The sequence below is a fragment of the Pseudarthrobacter sp. MDT3-1 genome (genome assembly GCF_054510755.1).
Genome location: NZ_JBTNDX010000001.1, coordinates 54,257 through 75,375, shown reverse-complemented (window position 1 = coordinate 75,375; position 21,119 = coordinate 54,257). Strand labels below are relative to the sequence as shown.

At 65.9% G+C, this 21,119-nt stretch carries 20 protein-coding genes and 1 pseudogene; 16 read left to right on the top strand and 5 right to left on the bottom strand.

Annotated features, from left to right (window positions below):
• Positions 1–113 precede the first annotated feature (113 nt).
• From rpsO to ACX80X_RS00340, 4 genes are all read left to right on the top strand, one after another.
• The gene (gene rpsO, locus ACX80X_RS00355) at positions 114–383 is read left to right on the top strand and encodes a 30S ribosomal protein S15 (RefSeq protein ID WP_056348417.1); all 270 of its coding nucleotides are present in this window, start codon (positions 114–116) and stop codon (positions 381–383) included.
• Between the two features lie 249 nt (positions 384–632).
• A complete protein-coding gene (locus ACX80X_RS00350) occupies positions 633–2,885 on the top strand; it encodes a polyribonucleotide nucleotidyltransferase (protein ID WP_252600052.1) in 2,253 nt (750 codons plus the stop codon).
• 124 nt (positions 2,886–3,009) lie between these two features.
• On the top strand, positions 3,010–4,353 hold the full coding sequence (locus ACX80X_RS00345) for a M16 family metallopeptidase (protein ID WP_252611172.1): 1,344 nt from the start codon (positions 3,010–3,012) through the stop codon (positions 4,351–4,353).
• 31 nt (positions 4,354–4,384) lie between these two features.
• Positions 4,385–4,846 (top strand): DUF1579 family protein, encoded by a 462-nt coding sequence (locus ACX80X_RS00340; RefSeq protein WP_252611174.1) that lies wholly within the window; start codon positions 4,385–4,387, stop codon positions 4,844–4,846.
• A 56-nt stretch (positions 4,847–4,902) separates the two neighbouring features.
• On the opposite strand, the gene ACX80X_RS00335 is transcribed toward ACX80X_RS00340, so the two are convergent.
• Complete coding sequence (locus ACX80X_RS00335) at positions 4,903–5,184, bottom strand: hypothetical protein (protein WP_252613663.1); 282 nt, start codon at positions 5,182–5,184, stop codon at positions 4,903–4,905.
• A 207-nt stretch (positions 5,185–5,391) separates the two neighbouring features.
• On the opposite strand from ACX80X_RS00335, the gene ACX80X_RS00330 reads away from it, so the two are divergent.
• Positions 5,392–6,531, top strand: a complete 1,140-nt coding sequence (locus ACX80X_RS00330; RefSeq protein WP_459310932.1) for a helix-turn-helix transcriptional regulator — start codon at positions 5,392–5,394, stop codon at positions 6,529–6,531.
• A gap of 12 nt (positions 6,532–6,543) precedes the next feature.
• Here the strand turns inward: ACX80X_RS00330 and ACX80X_RS00325 are convergent.
• The 3 genes and pseudogenes from ACX80X_RS00325 to moaA all read right to left on the bottom strand — a co-directional run bounded on the left by ACX80X_RS00325 (position 6,544) and on the right by moaA (position 9,782).
• A pseudogene (locus ACX80X_RS00325) lies at positions 6,544–8,087 on the bottom strand (HNH endonuclease signature motif containing protein).
• Positions 8,088–8,308: 221 nt separating this feature from the next.
• A complete protein-coding gene (locus ACX80X_RS00320; RefSeq protein ID WP_252611182.1) occupies positions 8,309–8,575 on the bottom strand; it encodes a MoaD/ThiS family protein in 267 nt (88 codons plus the stop codon).
• 4 nt (positions 8,576–8,579) lie between these two features.
• On the bottom strand, positions 8,580–9,782 hold the full coding sequence (gene moaA, locus ACX80X_RS00315; protein WP_459310930.1) for a GTP 3',8-cyclase MoaA: 1,203 nt from the start codon (positions 9,780–9,782) through the stop codon (positions 8,580–8,582).
• Positions 9,783–10,031: 249 nt separating this feature from the next.
• Between moaA and ACX80X_RS00310 the strand changes: the two genes are divergently transcribed.
• From ACX80X_RS00310 to ACX80X_RS00280, 7 genes are all read left to right on the top strand, one after another.
• Complete coding sequence (locus tag ACX80X_RS00310) at positions 10,032–11,588, top strand: molybdopterin-dependent oxidoreductase (protein ID WP_252613714.1); 1,557 nt, start codon at positions 10,032–10,034, stop codon at positions 11,586–11,588.
• 23 nt (positions 11,589–11,611) lie between these two features.
• A complete protein-coding gene (locus tag ACX80X_RS00305) occupies positions 11,612–12,856 on the top strand; it encodes a molybdopterin molybdotransferase MoeA (protein ID WP_308293049.1) in 1,245 nt (414 codons plus the stop codon).
• Entirely contained in the window at positions 12,844–13,338 is a 495-nt protein-coding gene (gene moaC / locus ACX80X_RS00300) for a cyclic pyranopterin monophosphate synthase MoaC (protein WP_252600038.1), read from the top strand. Before ACX80X_RS00305 ends, moaC begins: the two co-directional genes overlap by 13 nt.
• Complete coding sequence (locus ACX80X_RS00295) at positions 13,335–13,904, top strand: MogA/MoaB family molybdenum cofactor biosynthesis protein (protein WP_252613659.1); 570 nt, start codon at positions 13,335–13,337, stop codon at positions 13,902–13,904. Before moaC ends, ACX80X_RS00295 begins: the two co-directional genes overlap by 4 nt.
• Complete coding sequence (locus tag ACX80X_RS00290; RefSeq protein WP_252600040.1) at positions 13,894–14,355, top strand: molybdenum cofactor biosynthesis protein MoaE; 462 nt, start codon at positions 13,894–13,896, stop codon at positions 14,353–14,355. The genes ACX80X_RS00295 and ACX80X_RS00290 overlap by 11 nt, the downstream gene beginning before the upstream one ends.
• A 94-nt stretch (positions 14,356–14,449) precedes the next feature.
• Positions 14,450–15,220 carry a 4-hydroxy-tetrahydrodipicolinate reductase gene (dapB, locus tag ACX80X_RS00285; RefSeq protein WP_252600041.1) on the top strand — a complete coding sequence of 257 codons (771 nt, stop codon included), beginning with the start codon at positions 14,450–14,452 and terminating at the stop codon, positions 15,218–15,220.
• A 3-nt stretch (positions 15,221–15,223) separates the two neighbouring features.
• Positions 15,224–15,703, top strand: a complete 480-nt coding sequence (locus ACX80X_RS00280) for a hypothetical protein (RefSeq protein WP_058929479.1) — start codon at positions 15,224–15,226, stop codon at positions 15,701–15,703.
• A gap of 59 nt (positions 15,704–15,762) precedes the next feature.
• Here the strand turns inward: ACX80X_RS00280 and ACX80X_RS00275 are convergent, their stop codons facing one another.
• A complete protein-coding gene (locus ACX80X_RS00275) occupies positions 15,763–16,998 on the bottom strand; it encodes a heparan-alpha-glucosaminide N-acetyltransferase domain-containing protein (protein WP_252611191.1) in 1,236 nt (411 codons plus the stop codon).
• Positions 16,999–17,224: 226 nt separating this feature from the next.
• On the opposite strand from ACX80X_RS00275, the gene ACX80X_RS00270 reads away from it, so the two are divergent.
• The 4 genes from ACX80X_RS00270 to ACX80X_RS00255 all read left to right on the top strand — a co-directional run bounded on the left by ACX80X_RS00270 (position 17,225) and on the right by ACX80X_RS00255 (position 21,051).
• A complete protein-coding gene (locus tag ACX80X_RS00270) occupies positions 17,225–17,533 on the top strand; it encodes a hypothetical protein (RefSeq protein WP_374209890.1) in 309 nt (102 codons plus the stop codon).
• Positions 17,534–17,537: 4 nt separating this feature from the next.
• Positions 17,538–18,284 carry a carbon-nitrogen hydrolase family protein gene (locus ACX80X_RS00265; protein WP_252611194.1) on the top strand — a complete coding sequence of 249 codons (747 nt, stop codon included), beginning with the start codon at positions 17,538–17,540 and terminating at the stop codon, positions 18,282–18,284.
• Positions 18,285–18,409: 125 nt separating this feature from the next.
• Positions 18,410–19,318: a 4-hydroxy-tetrahydrodipicolinate synthase gene (dapA, locus tag ACX80X_RS00260; RefSeq protein WP_252602117.1), complete on the top strand. Its 909-nt coding sequence runs from the start codon at positions 18,410–18,412 to the stop codon at positions 19,316–19,318.
• Between the two features lie 41 nt (positions 19,319–19,359).
• Complete coding sequence (locus tag ACX80X_RS00255; RefSeq protein WP_252602113.1) at positions 19,360–21,051, top strand: ribonuclease J; 1,692 nt, start codon at positions 19,360–19,362, stop codon at positions 21,049–21,051.
• Positions 21,052–21,119 lie beyond the last annotated feature (68 nt).

The following is a 21,119-nucleotide window of genomic DNA, read 5'->3' as shown; positions in this document are numbered from 1 at the left end:
CGGCTGGTTCCTGCCATGTGTGGAAATTCCCTGGTTTCCGGGGGATTCCCGCGCGGGCAGACCCGGCAGTGAAGTACTGAATCGGGCCTCACGGCACATCTATAGGAGTTATTGTGGCACTTGACGCCGCTGTAAAGCAGTCCATCATCCAGGATTTCGCAACGTCCGAGGGCGACACCGGTTCACCGGAGGTCCAGGTTGCAGTCCTGACTCAGCGGATCAAGGATCTGACTGAGCACATGAAGGTGCACAAGCACGATTACCACACCCAGCGCGGTCTGCTGGCCATGGTTGGTCGTCGCAAGCGTATGCTCACCTACCTCAAGAACACTGACATCACCCGCTACCGTGCGCTCATCGAGCGTCTCGGCCTGCGCCGCTAGTCAGCTTTAAGGGGCGGCCCCTTCCGTGACGGAAAGGGCCGCCTTCTTCAGAAGAAAAACTAAACAGGAGGATCAACCGCATCACGCATTCGCGGTCCTCGGTAGTGATCCCCGGGAACGGCTTCGAAGAATGAAGCCCCCGGCCCGTGGATCTCGATCGATGACCGGGTGCAGTGCAGGCCAGTAGACAGATGCTGGCCTGGGTTGATGCGGCTGGACTCCGTGAAACAAGAAACGGAGGTGACTCTCTTGGAGGGTCCCGAAATCCAGTTCTCAGAAGCAGTCATTGACAATGGCCGCTTTGGCAAGCGTGTAATCCGCTTTGAAACCGGCCGTCTTGCCAAGCAGGCAGCCGGCGCAGCCATGGTGTACATCGACGAAGACACCGCACTGCTGTCCGCCACCACCGCCGGCAAGCACCCGCGTGAAGGCTTCGACTTCTTCCCGCTGACGGTTGACGTTGAAGAGCGCATGTACGCCGCCGGCCGTATCCCGGGCTCGTTCTTCCGCCGCGAAGGCCGCCCGTCCACCGAGGCCATCCTGGCCTGCCGCCTCATGGACCGCCCGCTGCGTCCGGCCTTCGTCAAGGGCCTGCGCAACGAGGTCCAGATCGTGGTGACCGTCCTGGCCATCAACCCCGACGAGCTCTACGACGTGGTGGCCATCAACGCCTCCTCCATGTCCACCCAGCTCTCGGGCCTGCCGTTCTCCGGCCCGATCGGCGGCGTCCGCGTTGCCCTCGTCGCTGACGAGCACGGTTCACAGTGGGTTGCTTTCCCCAAGCACTCCCAGCTCGAGAACTCTGTGTTCAACATGGTTGTAGCCGGCCGTGTTGCCGGTGACGACGTCGCCATCATGATGGTCGAAGCCGAAGCAACCGACAATTCCTGGAACCTCATCAAGGAACAGGGCGCCACCGCTCCCACCGAAGAGGTTGTCTCCGAGGGCCTCGAGGCTGCCAAGCCGTTCATCAAGGCACTCTGCGACGCCCAGGCGGACCTGGCTGCACGCGCTGCCAAGCCCACCGTTGAGTTCCCGGTCTTCCTGGACTACCAGGATGACGTCTACGCCGCTGTTGAGTCCGCTGCCGCTGAGAAGCTGGCCGCTATCTTCCAGATCGCTGACAAGCAGGAACGCGATGCTGCAACGGATTCGCTCAAGGACGAAGTCACTTCTTCCCTGGCCGGCCAGTTCGAAGGCCGCGACAAGGAGCTGTCCGCAGCATTCCGCTCGGTTACCAAGCAGGTTGTGCGCCAGCGTATCCTCAAGGACCAGATCCGCATCGACGGCCGTGGCCTGACGGACATCCGCCAGCTCACCGCCGAGGTTGAGGTTCTGCCCCGCGTGCACGGCTCGGCAATCTTCGAGCGCGGCGAAACCCAGATCATGGGTGTCACCACGCTGAACATGCTCAAGATGGAACAGCAGATCGATTCGCTGTCGCCCGTCACGCGCAAGCGCTACATGCACAACTACAACTTCCCGCCGTACTCCACCGGCGAGACCGGCCGCGTGGGTTCGCCCAAGCGCCGCGAAATCGGACACGGCGCCCTCGCCGAGCGCGCCATTATGCCGGTGCTGCCGTCCCGCGAGGAATTCCCCTACGCGATCCGCCAGGTGTCTGAGGCTCTCAGCTCCAACGGTTCGACGTCGATGGGTTCCGTCTGCGCTTCGACGCTGTCCCTGCTCAATGCAGGTGTGCCGCTGAAGGCAGCTGTTGCAGGTATCGCCATGGGCCTGGTCTCCGACCAGGTTGACGGCCAGACCCGCTACGCAGCCCTGACCGATATCCTCGGCGCCGAAGATGCTTTCGGAGACATGGACTTCAAGGTTGCCGGCACCGCCGAATTCGTTACGGCCATCCAGCTGGACACGAAGCTCGACGGCATCCCCGCTTCCGTGCTGGCAGCAGCGCTGAAGCAGGCCCGCGAAGCCCGACTGCACATCCTGGACGTCCTGAACTCCGCGATCGACACCCCGGATGAGCTCTCCGAGTTCGCGCCGCGCGTCATCGCGGTCAAGATCCCGGTTGACAAGATCGGCGAGGTCATTGGGCCCAAGGGCAAGATGATCAACCAGATCCAGGAAGACACCGGCGCCGACATCTCCATCGAGGACGACGGCACGGTCTACATTGGCGCCACCAACGGTCCGTCTGCTGACGCAGCACGCTCCGCCATCAACGCCATTGCCAACCCGCAGATCCCGGAAATCGGCGAGCGCTACCTGGGTACGGTCGTCAAGACCACCACCTTCGGTGCCTTCATTTCGCTGACTCCGGGCAAGGACGGCCTGCTGCACATCTCCGAGCTGCGCAAGCTGGCCAACGGCAAGCGCGTGGACAACGTTGATGACGTGGTTTCCGTCGGCCAGAAGATCCAGGTGGAAATCACCAAGATCGATGACCGTGGAAAGCTGTCGCTGTCCCCCGTAGTGGCTGAAGAAGAAGGCGCCGAGAGCGTTGACGCTTCCGCCGCAGAGAGCGCTGTCGAAGCGGAGTAGTCCACTGACGTGGAGGAGCATCCTCCTCCACACAGCATGAATCGGCGGGGCCGGTGGATGATCCACCGGCCCCGCCGCTGTTACGATGGCAGCCAGATCCGGCTGCCGCTCCTGAAAGGCTTCAATGACTGTTGTACCCCTGCCGCTTGAGCAGAACCAGCCCGGCGACACCCTGGTCCACGGCTCCGACGGCGGCTCCGTTGTCCGGCGTTCGGTGCTGCCGGGCGGCGTTCGGGTGCTCACCGAAGCGATGCCGGGCCAGCGTTCGGCGACCATCGGTTTCTGGGTGGGCGTCGGGTCACGCGATGAAGCCCCGGGCCAGCACGGCTCCACGCACTTCCTGGAGCACCTGCTGTTCAAGGGGACCAAACGCCGCACTGCCCTGGAGATCGCCTCGGCCTTTGACGAGGTGGGCGGGGAGTCCAACGCAGCCACGGCCAAGGAGAGCACGTGCTATTTCGCGCGCGTGCTGGACACGGACCTGCCCATGGCCATCGACGTCATTGCCGACATGATCACCGGTGCCGTCCTGGATCCGGCCGAGATGGAGCAGGAGCGCGACGTCATCCTGGAGGAAATCGCCATGGACAGCGACGACCCCACGGACGTTGCACATGAAAACTTTGTGGCTGCCGTCCTGGGCACCCACCCGCTGGGCCGCCCTATCGGCGGCACGCCCGCCGCGATCCGCGCCGTCGCCCGCGAGTCCGTCTGGGAGCACTACCGCCGTTACTACCGCCCGGATGAGCTGGTCATCACCGCCGCCGGGGGCTTGGAGCACGACGTCGTCTGCAGCCTTGTGGTGGACGCCCTCCACACTGCCGGGTGGTCACTTGAGCCGGATGCCGCTCCGGTGGATCGCCGCTCCACCGAGCGGGCGGACATCACCGGCACAGCCGGGCTGCATGTGGTCAAGCGTGCGGTGGAACAGGCGAATATCATCATGGGCTGCCCGACGATTGTGGCCACCGATGAACGCCGCTACGTCATGAGCGTCCTCAACGCCGTCCTGGGCGGCGGGATGTCCTCGCGGCTGTTCCAGGAGATCCGCGAGAAGCGTGGCCTGGTGTACTCCACGTACTCCTTTGCCTCCTCCTACGCGGATGCAGGCTACTTCGGGATGTACGCAGGGTGCACTCCGTCCAAGGTCCGCCAGGTACTGGACCTGCTGGGGCTGGAGCTGGACAAGCTTGCCGAAGGCGGGATCTCCGACGACGAACTGCGCAAGGCCGTGGGCCAGCTCTGCGGCGGAATTGTCCTGGCACTGGAGGACACGGGTTCCCGCATGTCCCGCCTGGGCCGTGCTGAACTCGTGTCCGGTGAATACCAGGACATCGACGAGACCCTGCGCCAGATCAAGGCGGTCACTGCGCAGGAGGTCCAGGAGCTTGCCAGGGAACTGGCGGCCGCCCCGCGGACTGTCACCGTGGTGGGCCCGTTCGAGGAGACCGAAACCTTCGGTCTCTGACGGGCAGGCTTGCGCCCGCCATAATGAACCTATGAACTTTCCGCAGCCGGGCACGGTGCACGCCGTCCTGGAGAACTTCCTGGGCCATTGGCGCGGCACCACCTGGCTGGACGCGTCGGCCTGGGGGCCCAAGCGCACGGCCTCGGCGGAAATCAGTTACACCAGGGCTGCCGGGGGCTACGCAGTCGTGCAAAGTTACAGACACACCGAAGCTGATGGCACGCACTTTGAAGGCCACGGCGTTTTTACTGTCGACCGTGACCACAACGACATCCTCTGGTACCACGTGGACAGCATGGGCCTACCGCCGGGAGCCCCGGCCCGCTGCACGTGGGTGGACGGTGTGCTGCGCGTCGAGCGCCACAGTGACCGGGGGACTGCCCGCCATACTTTCCGGGTGGACAACGACGTGCTGATCCACACCGCCGAGTTGCGCCTCGGCGACGGCCAGGCCTTTGTCCCGTTCATGAACTCCGAGTGCCGCCGCGTCTGACCCCATCCCGACCCCTGCGCGAACGGACACTTGGGGCCCCTGCAGAATTCCGACCGTCAGCCGGCTGATTCCAGAATCCTTGTCCGCGGAGCGCCGTTCAAGGCTGGCGCTGCGGAAGACGAATTCCACACCCTACTTTTCAGGTTCGCCGGCAATTGCTCAGCCTGGCCGGGTTCGTTGAAATCGAGTTCCACCACCACGTAGTGGGAATCATCCACAGGCTGGGAAATCCGGTGGCCGACGACTCCGGAGGCCGCGCGGTCCACTGGATCCCGGTCGAAGGCTTCTTTCCACATGCCAAAGTCCTTAATGCCATGTTCGATTTGCAGTGTGTACATTGCTAATTCTCCTTAGCTCATCGTGTTAGTTGATCGCACTTATTTGCCTCCGTGCTGTCCAACCCATGGCTCCTGTCCTGGGACAGCCGCACGGTTCCGCTGCGTCGCGTACTGTCACGTTAACTGCCGGCCGATGTGGCCGGTATCCCAGAAATCTGGGGTCTTGGTAGAAAACCCGGCGCTGTCCACAGAGGGCATACTGGGGGAATGACCCCCGGCAGGCCCTGGAACAGGAGCTTTGAACGGATCCGGCTCATCGGCGACTCCGCCCCGGATCACCACTCGTTACGCACTGCCGTGCTCGCTGAGTTGGGCCGGGTGCTTCCGTTCAGTGCTTTCGTGTGGCCGCTCTCAGATCCGCTGACGGCGACGGGCATGTCGCCCATGGCCCGGATTCCGTGCCCGGACGAACTGCCGTTGCTGATCAGGCTCAAGTATCTGACGCAGGCAGGTCGGTGGACGCAGTTGGCGATCAGCCCGTCGCCGGTCACGACGCTGCTGCGCGAAACTGCCGGCAATCCATCACGGAGCCTGGTATGGGATGGCCTGATGAAGCGCTACGGAGTGACCGATGTCCTGTTCGCAGTGCTGGCGGACAAGCACGGTTGCTGGGGTTGGATTGACCTCTGGCGAACGGCGAAGGAAAATCCCTTTACCGCCGACGAAGTGGGATACGTCGCTGCCGTGACGCGTGAGGTCATGCCCGCCCTTCGTCGTTCGATAGCCCGGCAATTTCTCCTGGAGGTGCCTGGCGGACGCGACCCCGTAGGACACGAGGTGGTCCGTACGCGGGCGTCAGCCGTCGGCGAACGTCCTGGGCCGGACTTGCCTCAGCAGGCTGTGCTGACTCTGGATGCGGATATGGCGGTGGTGGGTGGAACGGCTTCGGTGGAGGAGTGGCTTGGACTGCTCCAGGCCGGCCCGCGTCCCTTTCAACGCGTACCGGCCGAGGTCCTCAACGTCGCTGCCCAGCTGCTGGCGCGTGAGGCGGGCGTGGATCGTCATCCTGCGTCCGCCCGTGTGCACATCGGGTCAGGCCAGTGGGCCCTCCTCCAGGCCAGCCGGATGGACTCTACCGGCACGGCGGCCATTCCGCCATTGGCCGTCACCATCCAGGCCTGCCCTCCGGCGGCGAGGCTTGATATGTTCGCCCGGAGCTTCGGGCTGACAACGCGCCAGCGGGAATTGTTTGAGCTTGCCGCCAGCGGCGCCGACACCAACGCCATGGCTGACGCCTTGGGGATCGGGGCCCATACCGTCCAGGATCAGTTCAAGCAGATTTTCGAGACATGCGGCGTCCATAGCCGCGCGACGTTGTTGGCCCTGGCGATGGGAGCGGCCCAGTAACCGAAACGCAGTTCAGCTCCGTGCCGGTGGTATGCCCAGGTCCAGGTCCAGGTCCAGGTCGAGTTCCAAGTCCAGGTCCGCGTCCAAGACCGAACCGGTGCTGGTGCCGGCGCCGGGCATGGGGATGTTGGCTGGCCAGTGGGATGGTTCCCAGTCGGGGTGTTCGCTTTGGTAGTGCCGTCCGGACGGTGATATCCAGCCGGGTGGTGGTTCATTCTTGGTGGCGGTGGTGGGTTTCCAACCGGTGATGTGGCGGAGTCTGTGGTGTTTGTGGCAGGGTTGGCCGAGATTTGGGATGCCGGTGGTGCCGCCGTGGCCCAGGCGAGGAGGTGGTCCGCTTCGTTGTCGAGGGACTGGTTGCTGCAGCCTGGGAACGGGCATTTCCCGTCCCGTAGTCGTAGCCATTGGCGTTGGGCTTTGGTGAGCCGGTAGCTGGTTCTGCCGATTTCCAGGGGTGCTCCGTCGCGGGGATCGATGAGGACGCGGTGGAAGGATTCGGCACCGTCGGCGATCAGGTGGCGGGCCATGGATGGCGGGATCGGCCCGTATCCGTCGAGCATGGCGGGTTCGTCGGTCTGGCCCAGCAGCGCCATGACCGGGACCGTGATCAACACCTGCGCCCGCGGGGATGGAACACCGCCGCCCACGGCGATGCCCCCGGTCTCTTCGTGGCTCGTTTCGCCGGTCGCGCCGCCGCTCTTTTCCCTACCCTCATCACCGGTTCCGCTGCCTGCACTGTTGTTGGTCAGAAGCCAGGTGGCGGCGATGTCTGCTCGGAGCTGGCTGAGGTTCCGGTCCTCATGAGGCCCCTGCAACGCCCTGGCCACTGTGGTGGTGCGGTTCCAGATCCCCGCGGCGGTGTCCGCAGGGAGGTAGGCAGAGAGCCAGGCCATCCCGTCGCGGTCCGGGGCATATTCCAGGCCTCGGTCGGCTGCGCTCTTGATATGGCGTTTTTCGATGCTGACCGGGTGGTGGCGTTCCCGCCAGGTGCGGGCCTTGTGCCGGAACCTTCCGGGGATGAGCTCACCGGCCGGGCCACGTGCCGGATTCACCACGTGAGGGTCCAGGAAATGTGCCTCCAACGCCGCCGCGCCCGGCCTGTCGAGGTTGGTGGTTTCGTCGACCATGATCCGGGCGTGCTGCCACGAGATCGTCCCTGCCTGCAGCGCGGAGAATGTCAGCGGCAGGGCCGTGGTCAGGGCGTGGGCTTCGGCGAGGAGGGCCCCGGCAGCGCGTTCACTGACCGTCAGGGCACACGCGACCTCCGCGACGACGGCCATCTCCTGCCCGGTATGGTCCTCGGGCGACGTTGCAGGGCCCGCCAAAGCCTCGGCGGCGGCGGTGTAGCCGGCAGCCAGCCAGGCCTTCAGTGCGGCACTTTTCGCGTCCAGCCGTGAGATCTCGGCCAGCCCGTCCAGGAATTCATCTGCTCTCCGACGCATAGGATCAGCGTCCCCGGAACAGTTGGAATCAGTCCCGTCCCGGAGCGCCACAGCCAGCTCAGCGAAGGATGCCGAAAGGGCCTCCGCCGTCGCTACAGCTGCTCTGCTATCCATACTCAAATCATCCCGCGGGGGTCTGACAATAACGGCCAGCCTGAACGGCTATGTGCATAACTCCGCGAAGCAACTGTAAGTGCCTGCATCCGTGGGCGGTTTCAAGGTGTCGTTGCAGGGGCCTCAACTGTCCGTTCGCACCAAGGACGCGGGGCCTCAAATGTTCGTTCGCGCCAAGATCCGGGGCCTCAAGTGTCCCCTCGCGCCGTCTGCAAGGTGTCCTACCCGCCGGCGAACGGAGGCAGCACGTCGACCACATCGCCCGGATTTAACACAGTCGTGCGGTCCCGGACGGCCACCTCGTTGAGCAGGAAACTGCTCCGGGACAGGATACGTTGCAGGGGAGGAGTGCCGGCAGCGGGCTCGGCGCGGTCCACAGCCAGGACTGCCAGCAGCAGGTCGGCCACTGTGGCCCCCGGCGCGAGATCGAAGAGCTCTTCTTCGACCCCAGCGGCAGCGCGTGCGGCAGCGAAGTAACGTACGTTCAAGAATTCAGCCTCCGATGGCGCTCATGCTGCGGTCCGGCTGGACAAAGTCCGCCGCGCCGAGACCTGTGTGGTCCATGCCGTGGGCCTTTGGCTTGACCCACATGGCATCCTGCCAGCGTTCGGCCAGGGCCTGATCACCGGCGCCGTCCCGCAGAAGACCCAAGAGATCAAACTCCTCACGGGAGAACAGACAGCTCATGATCTTGCCCTCGGCGGTGATCCGTGTGCGACGGCAGTCGGAGCAGAACGGCTCCGTGACGGACGCGATGATGCCCACGGTGCCGAGCACCGGCCCTTGGGCTTCCGGCGCCGCCTCCACGCCTTCCGGCCAATGCACGTTAGCGGCAGACACTAGTCCCTCGGTACCCAGCACGGGACTATCCGGCCCCGCGGTCCCGGCTGCCCGGCGTCGTACTTCAAAGCGTTCCGCGGGGGCTCCATCGCGGGCGCGGGGATCGGGACTCAACACAAAGTCGCGCGAGAGCAGAGTGCGAATCTCGGCCGCGGTGATCATGTTCCGGCGGGTCCAGCCGTGGTCTGCGTCGAGCGGCATCTGCTCGATGAAGCGCAGTTCGTAGCCGCGGTCCAGCGCCCAGGCGAGCAGGGACGGCGACTCGGTGTCGTTGATGCCCCGCATCAGGACGGCGTTGAGTTTGACGGGGCCCAGTCCCGCGGCCCAGGCGGCATCGACGCCGGCCAGGACACGGTCCAGGAAGGGGCGCCGGGTCAGCTTGGTGAAGGTTTCTTCGTGCAGCGAATCCAGTGAGACGTTGATGCGGGTCAGGCCCGCAGCCTTGAGCGTGGCGGCCTTCTTGTCCAGGCCCACGCCGTTGGTGGTCATGGAGATGGGCAGTTCCGGATGGTTGCTGCGCAGGGCCGCAATGATGTCAATCAGGTCCGCCCTGACCAGTGGCTCCCCGCCCGTCAGACGCAGTTCGCGAACACCGAGCAGCTCCACGCCGATCCGGACAATCCGCACGATCTCCTCGGCGGACATCACGGCCTGCTTGGAAAGCCATTCAAGCCCCTCGGCCGGCATGCAGTAGGTGCAGCGCAGATTGCATTTGTCCGTCAGCGACAGCCTCATGTCCGTGGCCCGGCGGCCGTACTGGTCCAGCAGTCCCGGCGCCGTGCCGGCCGGCCGGGCAGGCGGCAGCCCCGGCCCTGCATCCTCCCGGGGTTGTGGCATGCCTAGCTGAACACTCATGAATTCAGGCTACGCCACGTTTACCCCCGGGATCACGCCCATGACGCCCGGGATCCGCTCCATCGCCGGAAGTCCCTCCGAACGGTGGCGAAGTCCCGCGCCGCCGGGGCCCGGCGAACCTATGCTGGAGAGGTGAACAGCTCCCAGCCCCTGCAGGAAACGGCCGACGACGGCGCCACCTCTCCAGGGCGCTCGGGAACCGACGGTGCCGCTCGAGGCAGCCGTCGCTGGGCCGCCGCGTCGGGAGCCGTGGCCGCCGGCGCCGCCGTCGTAATAGGGGAGCTGCTGGCAGGTCTGTTCAGTCCGTCCCTCTCGCCCTTGACGGCAGTCGGCGGAGCCGTGATCGACGCTGTTCCGCCGGGTGTGAAGGACTGGGCCATCTCGCTTTTCGGCACCGCCGACAAAGCGGTGTTCGTGGGCGGGATGCTGCTGGTTATCGCGGCCGTCGGGGCATTGGCAGGGATCCTGGAGCAGCGCAGGCGGTTTGCCGGTGGGGCGGTGATTGCTGTTTTTGGGCTCGTCGGGCTCAGTGCGGTCCTCACGCGTGCCCAGATGACCCCGGCCGCGGCTGTAGTGGCACTGGCCGCAGCCCTGTCCGGTGCCCTGCAGCTGGGATGGCTGATCCGGCGGCTCCACGAAGGGCACCCGGCCGGCGCAGCTGGAACAGGTGCAGCGGGGACAGCAGCCGGGACAAACGCCGCGACGGCGCAAGTTCCCGCGGGGACAGCAGCAACCGCCGGGCGGCGCACGTTCCTGCAGGTCTTGGCTGCGAGCGCGGGGGCCACCGCCGTTGGCGGGGTTGTGGCCGCGGTCTGGCGAGGTGCAGCCTCCGGCATCAGTACTGCCCGCGAGATGCTGCAACTGCCTGCCGCAGTCTCCGGAGCGCCCGCCATCCCGGCCGGCGCCGAGGTCGGCCTGGACGGGATGCAGCCGCTGGTTACACCGAACCGGGACTTCTACCGGATTGACACCGCCCTGATCGTCCCGTCCCTCGACCCTGAATCTTGGGTACTCCGCGTCACGGGGATGGTGGAACAGGAGATTGAGCTGAACCTGGCCGATCTGCTGGCCAAGCCGCTGATCGAACGTCATGTGACCATCGCCTGCGTCTCCAACGAAGTGGGCGGGGACCTGATCGGCAATGCCCGCTGGCTCGGCTGGCCGGTGCGGGAACTCCTGGCCCTTGCCCGGCCGCAGTCCGGCGCCGACATGGTGCTGTCCCGGAGCTCCGACGGCTGGACGGCGGGCACACCGCTGGAGGTCCTCACTGATCAGCGGGACGCCCTGCTTGCGGTGGGGATGAACGGCGAACCGTTGCCGCTGGAACACGGCTTCCCGGTCCGGTTGATCGTGCCGGGCCTCTACGGCTACGTTTCCGCGACCAAATGGCTCACGGAACTCCGTCTCACCAGGTTCGCGGACGACGTCGGCTATTGGACGCCGCGCGGCTGGTCCGACCGCGGCCCCATCAAAACGTCCTCGCGGATCGACGTTCCGCGCACCGGCCGGCGGGTGGGTGCTGGAACGGTCATGTTTGGCGGCGTGGCCTGGGCCCAGCACACCGGGGTCGGCAAAGTGGAGCTCCGGGTCAACCGCGGTCCGTGGCAGGCGGCCCGCCTCGCGCCCGGGATTTCGCTGGACACCTGGTACCAGTGGCAGCTGGGCATCGACCTGGCTCCGGGCCAGTACGAGGTCCAGGTCCGCGCCACAGACCTCAACGGCGAGCCGCAGGTGGAGGACCGCCGGCCGGTTGCTCCCGACGGTGCCACAGGCTTCCACACCATTAGAGTTGACGTGAATCCATGACCGCCCGGACCGAAGGCAAGACCATGCACAGCCCTCCGCACCAGCGCGGCCACATGCACCACCAGGCACGGTCCGTCGCCCTGCACCGCGCCGCCGTCACCGAACTGCTGGCGCCCCTGCTGGCCCAGGAACGGACGGAAACGCTGGCACTTCGCGACGCGCTGGGCAAGGGCCTGGCCCAGGACGTGATGGCCGCCCTGAACCTTCCGCCGTTCGCCAACTCCCAAATGGACGGCTTTGCCGTCAACAGCCTGGACGTGCCCGACGGCGGTGCGGAGCTGCCTGTGGGTGTCCCCGTTCCGGCAGGTGCCGTGCCGGCGGCCCTGGACCGCGGCACTGCCGCCCCCATCATGACGGGAGCCATGATTCCCGCCGGTGCTGACGCCGTCGTGCCCGTGGAACGTGCCGTTCCGGACCGGTTCCCCGCCCCGGGGGAAACAACCACTGTGTGGCTGCCGGCGACGGCGGCCGGCACCTTCGTGCGGTCGGCCGGCAGCGATATTGCGGAGGGGGAGCGGGCGCTGGCCTCGGGTACCTTCCTTGGCCCGGCGCAGCTGGGGCTGCTGGCGGCCCTGGGGATCGCCGAAGTTACTGTGCACAGGCCGGTGACCGTCCTGCTGGCCACCACGGGCGACGAAGTGGTGGAACCCGGCCAGCCCCTGCCGGCCGGCAAGATCTACGATTCCAACGGAACCCTCCTCGAAAGCGCCATGCGGCAAGCGGGCCTGGCCGTGGTGCGCACGGCCATTGCCTCGGACCACCCTGACGAATTCCGGGCACTCCTGCGCAGCCACGCCGGCACGGTGGACCTGATCGTTACCACGGGCGGCGTCAGCAAAGGAGCCTACGAAGTGGTCCGCCAGGCCATGGAGGGCCAGGCCACCGAGTTCCTGCATGTGGCCATGCAGCCCGGCGGCCCGCAGGGCATCGGGACGTTCGACGGTTTGCCTTTCCTCGGATTCCCGGGAAACCCTGTTAGCTGCCTGGTTTCCTTCGAAATGTTCCTGCGGCCTGTGCTGGCTGAACTGTTTGGATCGCCGGCACCGCGGATTCCGGTCCGCGCACGGCTGGGCCACAGCCTTTCGTCGCCTGAACACAAGCACCAGGTCCGGCGCGGAACCCTTCAGGGGGACGGAGCCGTCCGCCTGGAAGGGGGCGAAAGCTCCCACCTCATGCATGCCCTCGCCGGCTCCAACGCGCTGGTGCACGTACCCGTTGGGGTCTCGGCGCTCGCCGAAGGTGACGAGGTGGAAGTATGGATGCTGTGAATCCAGAACATAGCCCGTCCGCGCTGACCCACCTGCGCCAGGACGGAAGCGCCCAGATGGTGGACGTGTCAGGCAAATCCGAAACCACGCGGGAAGCCACCGCCACTGCCACCGTCCGCACCACTGACGAAGTGCTGGGCCTGCTCGGATCCGGCGGCCTGCCCAAGGGTGATGCCCTGGCCGTGGCGCGGGTTGCCGGCATCATGGCGGCAAAAAAGACCCCCGAACTCATCCCGCTCTGCCATCCTTTGCCGCTCTCGAAAGTCACTGTGGACTTCGAGCTCGGAACCGATTCCGTGGAGATTCTGGCCACGGTCAAGACCCGCGGGGTCACCGGGGTTGAGATGGAAGCGCTGACGGCGGCCTCCGTGGCTGCCCTCAGCGTGTACGACATGATCAAGGCCGTCGACAAGCACGCCGTGCTGACCGACATCAAAGTGCTGGCGAAAAGCGGCGGCAAGAGCGGGGACTGGACACTATGAGCACCGAGAGCACTTACCCGGCTGAGCCAAACACAGAGCCGCACACTCACCAACCCCACCTGCCGGAGCCGCACACTCACGGCGAGGTGCAGGGCCGGAAGGCCGGGGTTGTCATTGCGTCCACCCGGGCCGCCGCAGGCATCTATGAGGACGAAACCGGGCCCGTCATCATCGACTGGCTCACCGAGCACGGCTTCGAGGCGTACCCCGCCATGGTGGTGCCGGACGGCGCGCCCGTCGGTGCGGCGATCCGGGCCCTCCTCACCCAGCATCCCGCCGTCGTGATCACCAGCGGCGGTACAGGGCTCAGCCCGGACGACCGCACACCCGACGTCACCCTGCCCCTTCTGGACCGTGAAATCCCGGGCATCATGGAGGCCATCCGGCGCGAAGGCGCAACCAAAACGCCGCTGGCGGCCCTCAGCCGCGGCCATGCGGGAGCTGCCGGGCAGACGTTCATCATTAACCTGCCCGGCTCACCCAAGGGCGTTATGGACGGCCTGTCGGTGCTGGACCCGTTGATCGGGCACCTGTGCGACCAGCTGGAGGGCGGCCATGGCCACTGAACCGGTTTTCGAAGTGGTCCACGCCGTGCTGAGCGCCGAACCCATCTCCGTCGATCAGGCGATCGCTGCGGTGGAGTCTGACACCGCAGGGGCCGTGGTCAGTTTCAGCGGCGTAGTGCGGAATCACGACGGCGGCAAGGCAGTGGAGCGGCTCAGTTACAGTGCGCACCCCACGGCTCACCAGGTAATGGCCGACGTCGTCGCGCGGCTGGCCGCCGAACACGCCGGCGACGGGGCCGCCACGCAGCCCGTGCGGATCTGGGCTGCCCACCGCATCGGGATGCTCAACATCGGTGATCCGGCGCTGGTTTGTGCGGTCTCGGCTGCGCACCGCGGACAGGCTTTTGCCGTGTGTTCCGAACTGGTGGACCGCATCAAGGAGCAGGTTCCCATCTGGAAGGAGCAGTTCTTCGCCGACGGCACGGTGGAGTGGGTCGGCGCGGGCAGCTGAGCCGTACGGGCTTCCCTCCGCCTTCCGGCGGTTGCGAGGTAACGCACAGCCTCCGGTTCAATCCCGCACCCGGCCCGACGGTAGGGTTAACGGCATGACCGAACAACTCTCCGCGCCCACCCGCGTGGCTGTCCTGGGCGCCAACGGGCGCATGGGCGCCGAAGCCGTAAAGGCCGTTGAAGCTGCCTCCGACCTGATGCTCGTAGCCGCCCTGGGACGCGGCGACTCGCTGGACCAGCTGGCCACTTCGGGTGCCGACATCGTAGTGGACCTCACCGTCCCCGAGAGCACGGAAGCGAACGTGCGCTACGCCGTCGAGCATGGCATGCACGCCGTCGTGGGGACCACCGGCTGGGATTCCACGTGGCTCGCCGCCCTGGAAGCACTGCTCGCGGAGCACCCGGAAACCGGAGTGCTGATCGCCCCCAACTTTGCCCTAGGCTCCGTGCTGGCCTCGGCCTTTGCCGCCAAGGCGTCTAAGTATTTTGAGTCCGTGGAAATCATCGAACTGCACCACCCGGAAAAGGTTGACGCGCCATCCGGGACCGCTGTGCGCACCGCCCAGCTCATTGCTGCCGAGCGCAAGGCTGCGGACGTTCCGCCCAGTCCTGACGCGACCACCAGTGAACTCGCGGGCGCGCGGGGTTGCGAGGTTGAGGGAGTCCGCGTTCACAGCGTCCGGCTGCGCGGGCTGGTGGCCCACCAGGAGGTGCTCCTCGGAGGTCCGGGGGAGCAGCTGACCTTCCGCCACGACTCCTTCGACCGTGCTTCTTTTATGCCCGGAGTGCTGCTTGGCGTGCGCAACGTCGCCGCGCATCCGGGACTGACGGTGGGCCTGGACGGCTACCTGGACCTGGGGCTCTAGGCCGTGGGCGAGTTCCTGGCCGCGTTCCGGAAGAACCGCACCAAGATCTGGGTGGGTGCCGTAACGCTCCTGCTGGTCTTCTACCTGGTGGTGTCCTTCCAGCGCTCCGTGCTCCTGCTGCTGGACAGCAACCCCGCCGCCAAGGCCATCGGGGCTGCCTACCTGGTCCTCCCGGCCATCGGCGCCTGGGCTATGATCCGTGAACTGCTGTTCGGCGCGCGCACGGAACAGATGGCCAAGGTCCTGGAGGCCGAAGGCGGGCTCCCGGTAGACGAACTGCCGCGCACACCCGCCGGCCGGATCGTCCGCTCGGCCGCGGACCTGGAATTCGAAAAGTACAAGGCCGAGGCGGAGGCGGCGCCCGGTGACTGGCGTTCGTGGTTCCGGCTCAGCTGCGCCTATGACGCTGCCGGGGACCGCAAGCGCGCCCGCGCCTCCATGCGCGACGCCGTGAAGCTGTTCCGCGGCCAGGTTCCGGCGTAGGAGCCTGCTCTCCGCGACTACTCTCTGCGGCGGGTTAGCTGTAACCGGGCTAGCGCGGGCTAGCGCAGGCCCGCTCGTCCGCCGCGCCCCAGTTGGTTGGCGGCATGGCCCACCAGTTCCAGTGGCCCCCGCCATTTCAGGAGGACAAACACGATGCCCACGGCGATGGCCGTCGCGGCATGTGCCCAGTACATCCCCGCCTCGGTCCAGCCGGGGGGCAGCGGCTTCAGGTAGAACGCCGAAACCACCCACACATGCGCTGAGTAGAGCGTGAGCGTCATTGCCCCCGCGCCGCGCAGCGGCAGCAACAGGTCCAGGTCCAGCCAGTCAGCCAGACTGCCGAGCAGGAGGAACGCACCCACAACGGCGGCCGCCACGCCGCAGGTGTGAAGCAGATCCAGCGTGGTGGCCGAATGCGGTGCCGCGGCCGCCAGCCACCACCACGATCCTTCCTGCCGGATTCCCGTGAGGTTGACCTGGAGGACACTGTCCAGCGGGTATCCGGGGGCGTTCAGGACTGCCTCCAGCGCGGCCCGGCCGCCCCAGGTCTCCATTGCGGCGGTGCCCAAAGCCTTGGCCAGTGCGGCCACCGCAGTCCCGCCGGCGAGCAGCAGGACAGGAACCATCGCCTTGGTGAGGGCCAGCCGGCCAATGACCAGGCCCACCAGCAGGTACGACAGCCACTGGAACACCGGGTAGTAACCGGTCAGGAACAGGTCTCCCAGCAGAGGGAACGGGGTCGAGAGGTCTTCCCAGGACGGGTTGTGCCCCAGATTCAGGGGCGGATTGGCTGCCATAAGCCAGGGGCGGAGGAGATATGCGAGGACCGGGGAAACCACGATCCAGCCAACGGCCCAGACGCACAGTGCCTTCAGCTTCAGGCCCAGGAACGGCAGGATGCACAGGAAAAGCAGGGCGTAGTGGACCAGGATGATCGCAAGGTTCACTTCCAGCCCGCCCAATGAGAGCCCGACGGCGGCAATCACCAGGGCGCGCAGTGCGATGCCGCGGCGTGCTGCGTTCAGGGCAACACCTTCCGGAGGTACCTGTTTTCCGGTGGACAGCGCCAGGCCCACGCCCGCCAACACGGCGAAGAGGGCTGCCGCGCGGCCGGAGAAGGTCAGGCCGATCCACGTGGGAGTGAGGTCGGCGTTTGCCTCGAAGGTTGGGAGCAGATGTGTGGCCATCATGCCAAGGAGCGCCAGCCCCCTGGCTGCGTCAATACCGCGGAGGCGGCCCACGGCCTGTGAGGTTCGAGGCACCCGCGAGGGTCTTGCCGGGGCACGGGACGTCATGAGGCGATGTTCTCACACCAACCTTTATGGCAGCAGCCAAGAGCCAGCCGGAAACACGGTCTTGTAGACCTTGTATTCGAATATACGTTCGAATAATATGGAGACCATGCAAACCCCATCCCAGCCGCGACCCTTCCCGGAATCCCCAACCGCCGGCGGATCCGTGCGCCCCGCTCGGGACGGCCAGTACCCCGGCTCGGCACAGCCTGTTGGACTGATGAAAGCGATGAGCCCGGGAGTGGTGGACTTCCTCTTCCGCCAGCTCGTGGCAGGTCGGCCCCCTGTGGACATCCAGTGGCAGGACGAAGGCGTCACACTCACCGCCCAGCCGGCGGGTGCAGAGCTGGCCCGCAGGTTGGACGAAACTGACCTCGACGCCTTGACGCCCACGGAACTGTTCCACTACGTCCGGGCGGCCCAGCGGCTCGCGGCCTGGGCTGAGGGGCTGCGGGAGGCTGCGGTGGACCGTTACTGCCAGCCAGGGAAGCCGCAGGATGGCGTAGTTCCCTCGGCCAGGCGCGCATCCCTAGGATAGAGGGGTGATTGATGCCCTGACCGTCTCTGCCGTGCAGTACCAGGCGCTGGAAGGCGGGATTATCCCGAACGTGCAAGAACACGTCCGGCTGGTCGAGGACGCCGAATCCCACGGTGCCCGGCTGGTGGTGTTTCCTGAGCTGTCGTTGACGGGGTACAACCTGGCGCTACTGGCTGTTGACGACTCGTGGCTTCAACGCGATGACCCGCGCCTGGCCGATCTCCACGAAATCTGCCGCCGGACGGGGATCACCGCCGTGGCAGGTGCTGCCTATCGGGAACCTGACGGCACGCCGCGGCTCGCCAGTCTCGTGATCCACCCCGACGGCACCACTGGACTCGGGTTCAAAACCCACCTCCACGGCCCGGAGCGGGAGGCCTTTGCCGCGGGCGACGGTGCCGTCGTGATCGAGCTGGATGGCTGGAAGATCGCGCTGGCCATCTGTTTTGACGCCGCGATTCCGGACCACTCCACCGGGGCAGCCCAGGCCGGCGCGGATATCTATGCCGTTTCGGCCCTGTACACGCAGGCGGAAGAACGGCGGCTTGGCCTGCATCTCGGAGCCAGGGCCATGGACAACAGGATGTTCGCCATCTTGGCGAACCTTGGCGGACACACGGCGCTGGGCCCCACCTGCGGCCTCAGCGGGTTCTGGGGACCGGATGGCTTCGAAATGAAAAAGGCTGCCGGAACAGGCACCGAAATAGTCACCGCCATCCTGCAACGGAGTGCCTTGCGGAAATTCCGCTGACCCTGCGGGGGTCGATCTGCGGTGCGTGCTGACCCCATTCCCTAGGGCATCGCGGCCCGCTAGTTGACGCGGATCACGCCGTCCCCATTGTCCTAACCAGCCGCCGACAGGGTAACGTTTTTTCCATGCCTCACAAATCCGCCACCGCTCCTGCCCTTGGTACGCTCCTGACCGCTATGGTCACGCCCTTCACCAAGGATGGCGCCGTGGACTACAAGCAGGCGGCCGAACTGGCCACCAAGCTTGTGGACGATGGCTGCGACGGCCTGGTCGTCACCGGGACCACCGGCGAAACGTCCACCCTCTCGGATGAAGAAAACCTTGGCATGTTCCGCGCTGTCAAGGAGGCTGTCGGAGACCGCGCCGCCATCATCGCCGGCACCGGGACGAACGACACCGCACATTCGGTGCGCCTCTCCCAGCAGGCGGCAGCGCTCGGCGTCGACGGCCTGCTGCTCGTCACGCCGTACTACAACAAGCCCAGCCAGGCCGGGGTCCGGGCACACTTCGAGACCGTCGCCTCCGCAACCGATGTGCCCGTTATGCTCTATGACATTCCGGGCCGCTCCTCCATCGCGATCGAGCCCGAAACCATGATCCGCTTGGCGCAGCACCCGAACATCGTCGCCGTCAAGGATGCCAAAGCCGATTTCATGGCAGCCAGCCGCGTGATGGCAGAGACGGACCTGTACTTCTACTCCGGCGACGACGGATTGACCCTTCCGTGGATGTCCCTTGGCGCCGTCGGGCTCGTGGGTGTGACAACCCACGTCGCAACGCGCCGCTTCCGCGAGCTGATCGACGCCATCAATGCGAACGACTTCGAAACCGCGCGTAAGATCAACTTCGAGCTGCTGCCCGTTGTGAGGGCAACGATGACCCGCGTCCAGGGAGCCGTTGCAGCCAAACAAATTCTTAAATGGCAGGGAGTCCTGCCCAACTCGATTGTCCGTTTGCCCCTCGTGGAGCCGGACGAAGCCGAGATCGTAACCATCCGCGAGGATTTGGCGGAAGCGGGGCTGGTCTTTCCCTGAGGGCTAAGACCAGCACCCTTCCGCCTGGAAAGTAGTGCACTATGACCCAAACCGCCCTTCCCGGCCTTGTCACGCCTCCACGCCTGCCGCAAGGCACCCTCCGGATCGTTCCGCTGGGCGGACTGGGGGAGATCGGCCGCAACATGGCCGTGTTCGAAATTGATGGCAAACTGCTCATCGTGGACTGTGGTGTCCTCTTCCCGGAGGAGACGCAGCCCGGCGTTGACCTGATCCTGCCCGATTTCTCTTACATCGAGAACCGTGTCGACGACATCGTGGCCGTTGTCCTTACCCACGGCCACGAGGACCACATCGGCGCCGTTCCATACCTCCTGCGGCTGCGCGCCGACATCCCCCTGGTGGGCTCACAGCTGACGCTGGCGCTCATCGAGGCCAAGCTGCAGGAACACCGGATCCGTCCGTACACGATGACCGTTGAAGAGGGCCAGGTCGAAAAGTTTGGCCCCTTCGAGTGCGAGTTTGTCGCGGTCAACCACTCGATCCCCGATGCTTTGGCTGTGTTCATCCGCACGGCCGGCGGCACTGTCCTGCACACGGGCGACTTCAAGATGGACCAGCTGCCCCTGGACGGCCGGATCACCGACCTCCGGCACTTCGCCAAGCTGGGTGAAGAGGGCGTTGACCTCTTTATGTCCGACTCCACCAACGCGGATGTGCCAGGCTTCACCACCGCCGAGAAGGAAATCGGACCCACGCTGGAACGGCTGTTCGGCCAGGCCACCAAGCGCATCATCGTGGCGTCCTTCTCCTCGCACGTCCACCGCGTCCAGCAGGTGCTCGACGCCGCCGCCAAGCACAACCGCAAGGTGGCCTTCGTGGGCCGCTCCATGGTCCGCAACATGGCCATCGCCGCCAAGCTCGGCTACCTGGACGTTCCCGACGGCCTCCTCGTGGACATCAAGAACATCGACAACATGCCGGACAACCGCGTGGTGCTGATGTCCACGGGTTCCCAGGGCGAACCGATGGCCGCGCTTTCCCGCATGGCCGCCGGTGACCACCGCGTGGTGGTGGGCGACGGCGACACCGTCATTCTGGCCTCCAGCCTCATCCCGGGCAACGAAAACGCCGTCTTCCGCATCATCAACGGCCTGCTCAAGCTCGGCGCGGACGTCATCCACAAGGGCAACGCCAAGGTGCACGTCTCCGGACACGCAGCCGCTGGCGAGCTGCTCTACTGCTACAACATCCTTGAGCCGCTCAACGCCATGCCCGTGCATGGCGAGACCCGCCACCTGATCGCCAACGGCAAGATCGCCATCGAGTCCGGCGTCCCCACCGCCAGCGTCATCCTTGCCGACAACGGCACCGTGATCGACCTCAAGGACCACCGCGCAGACGTGGTGGGCCAGGTTGAAGTGGGCTTTGTCTACGTGGACGGCTCCAGCGTCGGCGAAGTCACGGAAGCGGATCTCAAAGACCGCCAGACACTTGGCGATGAAGGCTTCATCTCCATCATCACCGTCATCAACCGCACCACCGGCAAGGTGGTCTCCGGACCCGAGATCCACGCCCGCGGCGTGGCCGAGGACGATTCAGTCTTCGACGAGATCATCCCCAAGATCAACGCCGCCCTGGAAGAAGCCGTGCTCAACCGCACGGACCACACCACCCACCAGCTCCAGCAGGTTGTCCGCCGAGTTGTCGGCACCTGGGTCAACCGCAAGCTGCGCCGCAAGCCCATGATCATCCCGGTGGTCCTCGAGGCGTAATAGCCCCGAAGGCAAGCGGAATGGCAAAGGCCCGGTTCTTGTAGAACCGGGCCTTTCCCATCCGCAAC

What these genes read in the sequence shown, in the direction of transcription:
- ACX80X_RS00345 (WP_252611172.1), top strand. Translation starts at nt 3,010, where the DNA reads ATGACTGTTGTACCCCTGCCGCTTGAGCAGAACCAGCCCGGCGACACC.
- ACX80X_RS00340 (WP_252611174.1), top strand. Translation starts at nt 4,385, where the DNA reads ATGAACTTTCCGCAGCCGGGCACGGTGCACGCCGTCCTGGAGAACTTC.
- ACX80X_RS00335 (WP_252613663.1), bottom strand. Translation starts at nt 5,184, where the DNA reads ATGTACACACTGCAAATCGAACATGGCATTAAGGACTTTGGCATGTGG.
- ACX80X_RS00330 (WP_459310932.1), top strand. Translation starts at nt 5,392, where the DNA reads ATGACCCCCGGCAGGCCCTGGAACAGGAGCTTTGAACGGATCCGGCTC.
- moaA (WP_459310930.1), bottom strand. Translation starts at nt 9,782, where the DNA reads ATGAGTGTTCAGCTAGGCATGCCACAACCCCGGGAGGATGCAGGGCCG.
- ACX80X_RS00305 (WP_308293049.1), top strand. Translation starts at nt 11,612, where the DNA reads ATGCACAGCCCTCCGCACCAGCGCGGCCACATGCACCACCAGGCACGG.
- moaC (WP_252600038.1), top strand. Translation starts at nt 12,844, where the DNA reads ATGGATGCTGTGAATCCAGAACATAGCCCGTCCGCGCTGACCCACCTG.
- ACX80X_RS00295 (WP_252613659.1), top strand. Translation starts at nt 13,335, where the DNA reads ATGAGCACCGAGAGCACTTACCCGGCTGAGCCAAACACAGAGCCGCAC.
- ACX80X_RS00290 (WP_252600040.1), top strand. Translation starts at nt 13,894, where the DNA reads ATGGCCACTGAACCGGTTTTCGAAGTGGTCCACGCCGTGCTGAGCGCC.
- dapB (WP_252600041.1), top strand. Translation starts at nt 14,450, where the DNA reads ATGACCGAACAACTCTCCGCGCCCACCCGCGTGGCTGTCCTGGGCGCC.
- ACX80X_RS00275 (WP_252611191.1), bottom strand. Translation starts at nt 16,998, where the DNA reads ATGACGTCCCGTGCCCCGGCAAGACCCTCGCGGGTGCCTCGAACCTCA.
- ACX80X_RS00270 (WP_374209890.1), top strand. Translation starts at nt 17,225, where the DNA reads ATGAGCCCGGGAGTGGTGGACTTCCTCTTCCGCCAGCTCGTGGCAGGT.
- dapA (WP_252602117.1), top strand. Translation starts at nt 18,410, where the DNA reads ATGCCTCACAAATCCGCCACCGCTCCTGCCCTTGGTACGCTCCTGACC.
- ACX80X_RS00255 (WP_252602113.1), top strand. Translation starts at nt 19,360, where the DNA reads ATGACCCAAACCGCCCTTCCCGGCCTTGTCACGCCTCCACGCCTGCCG.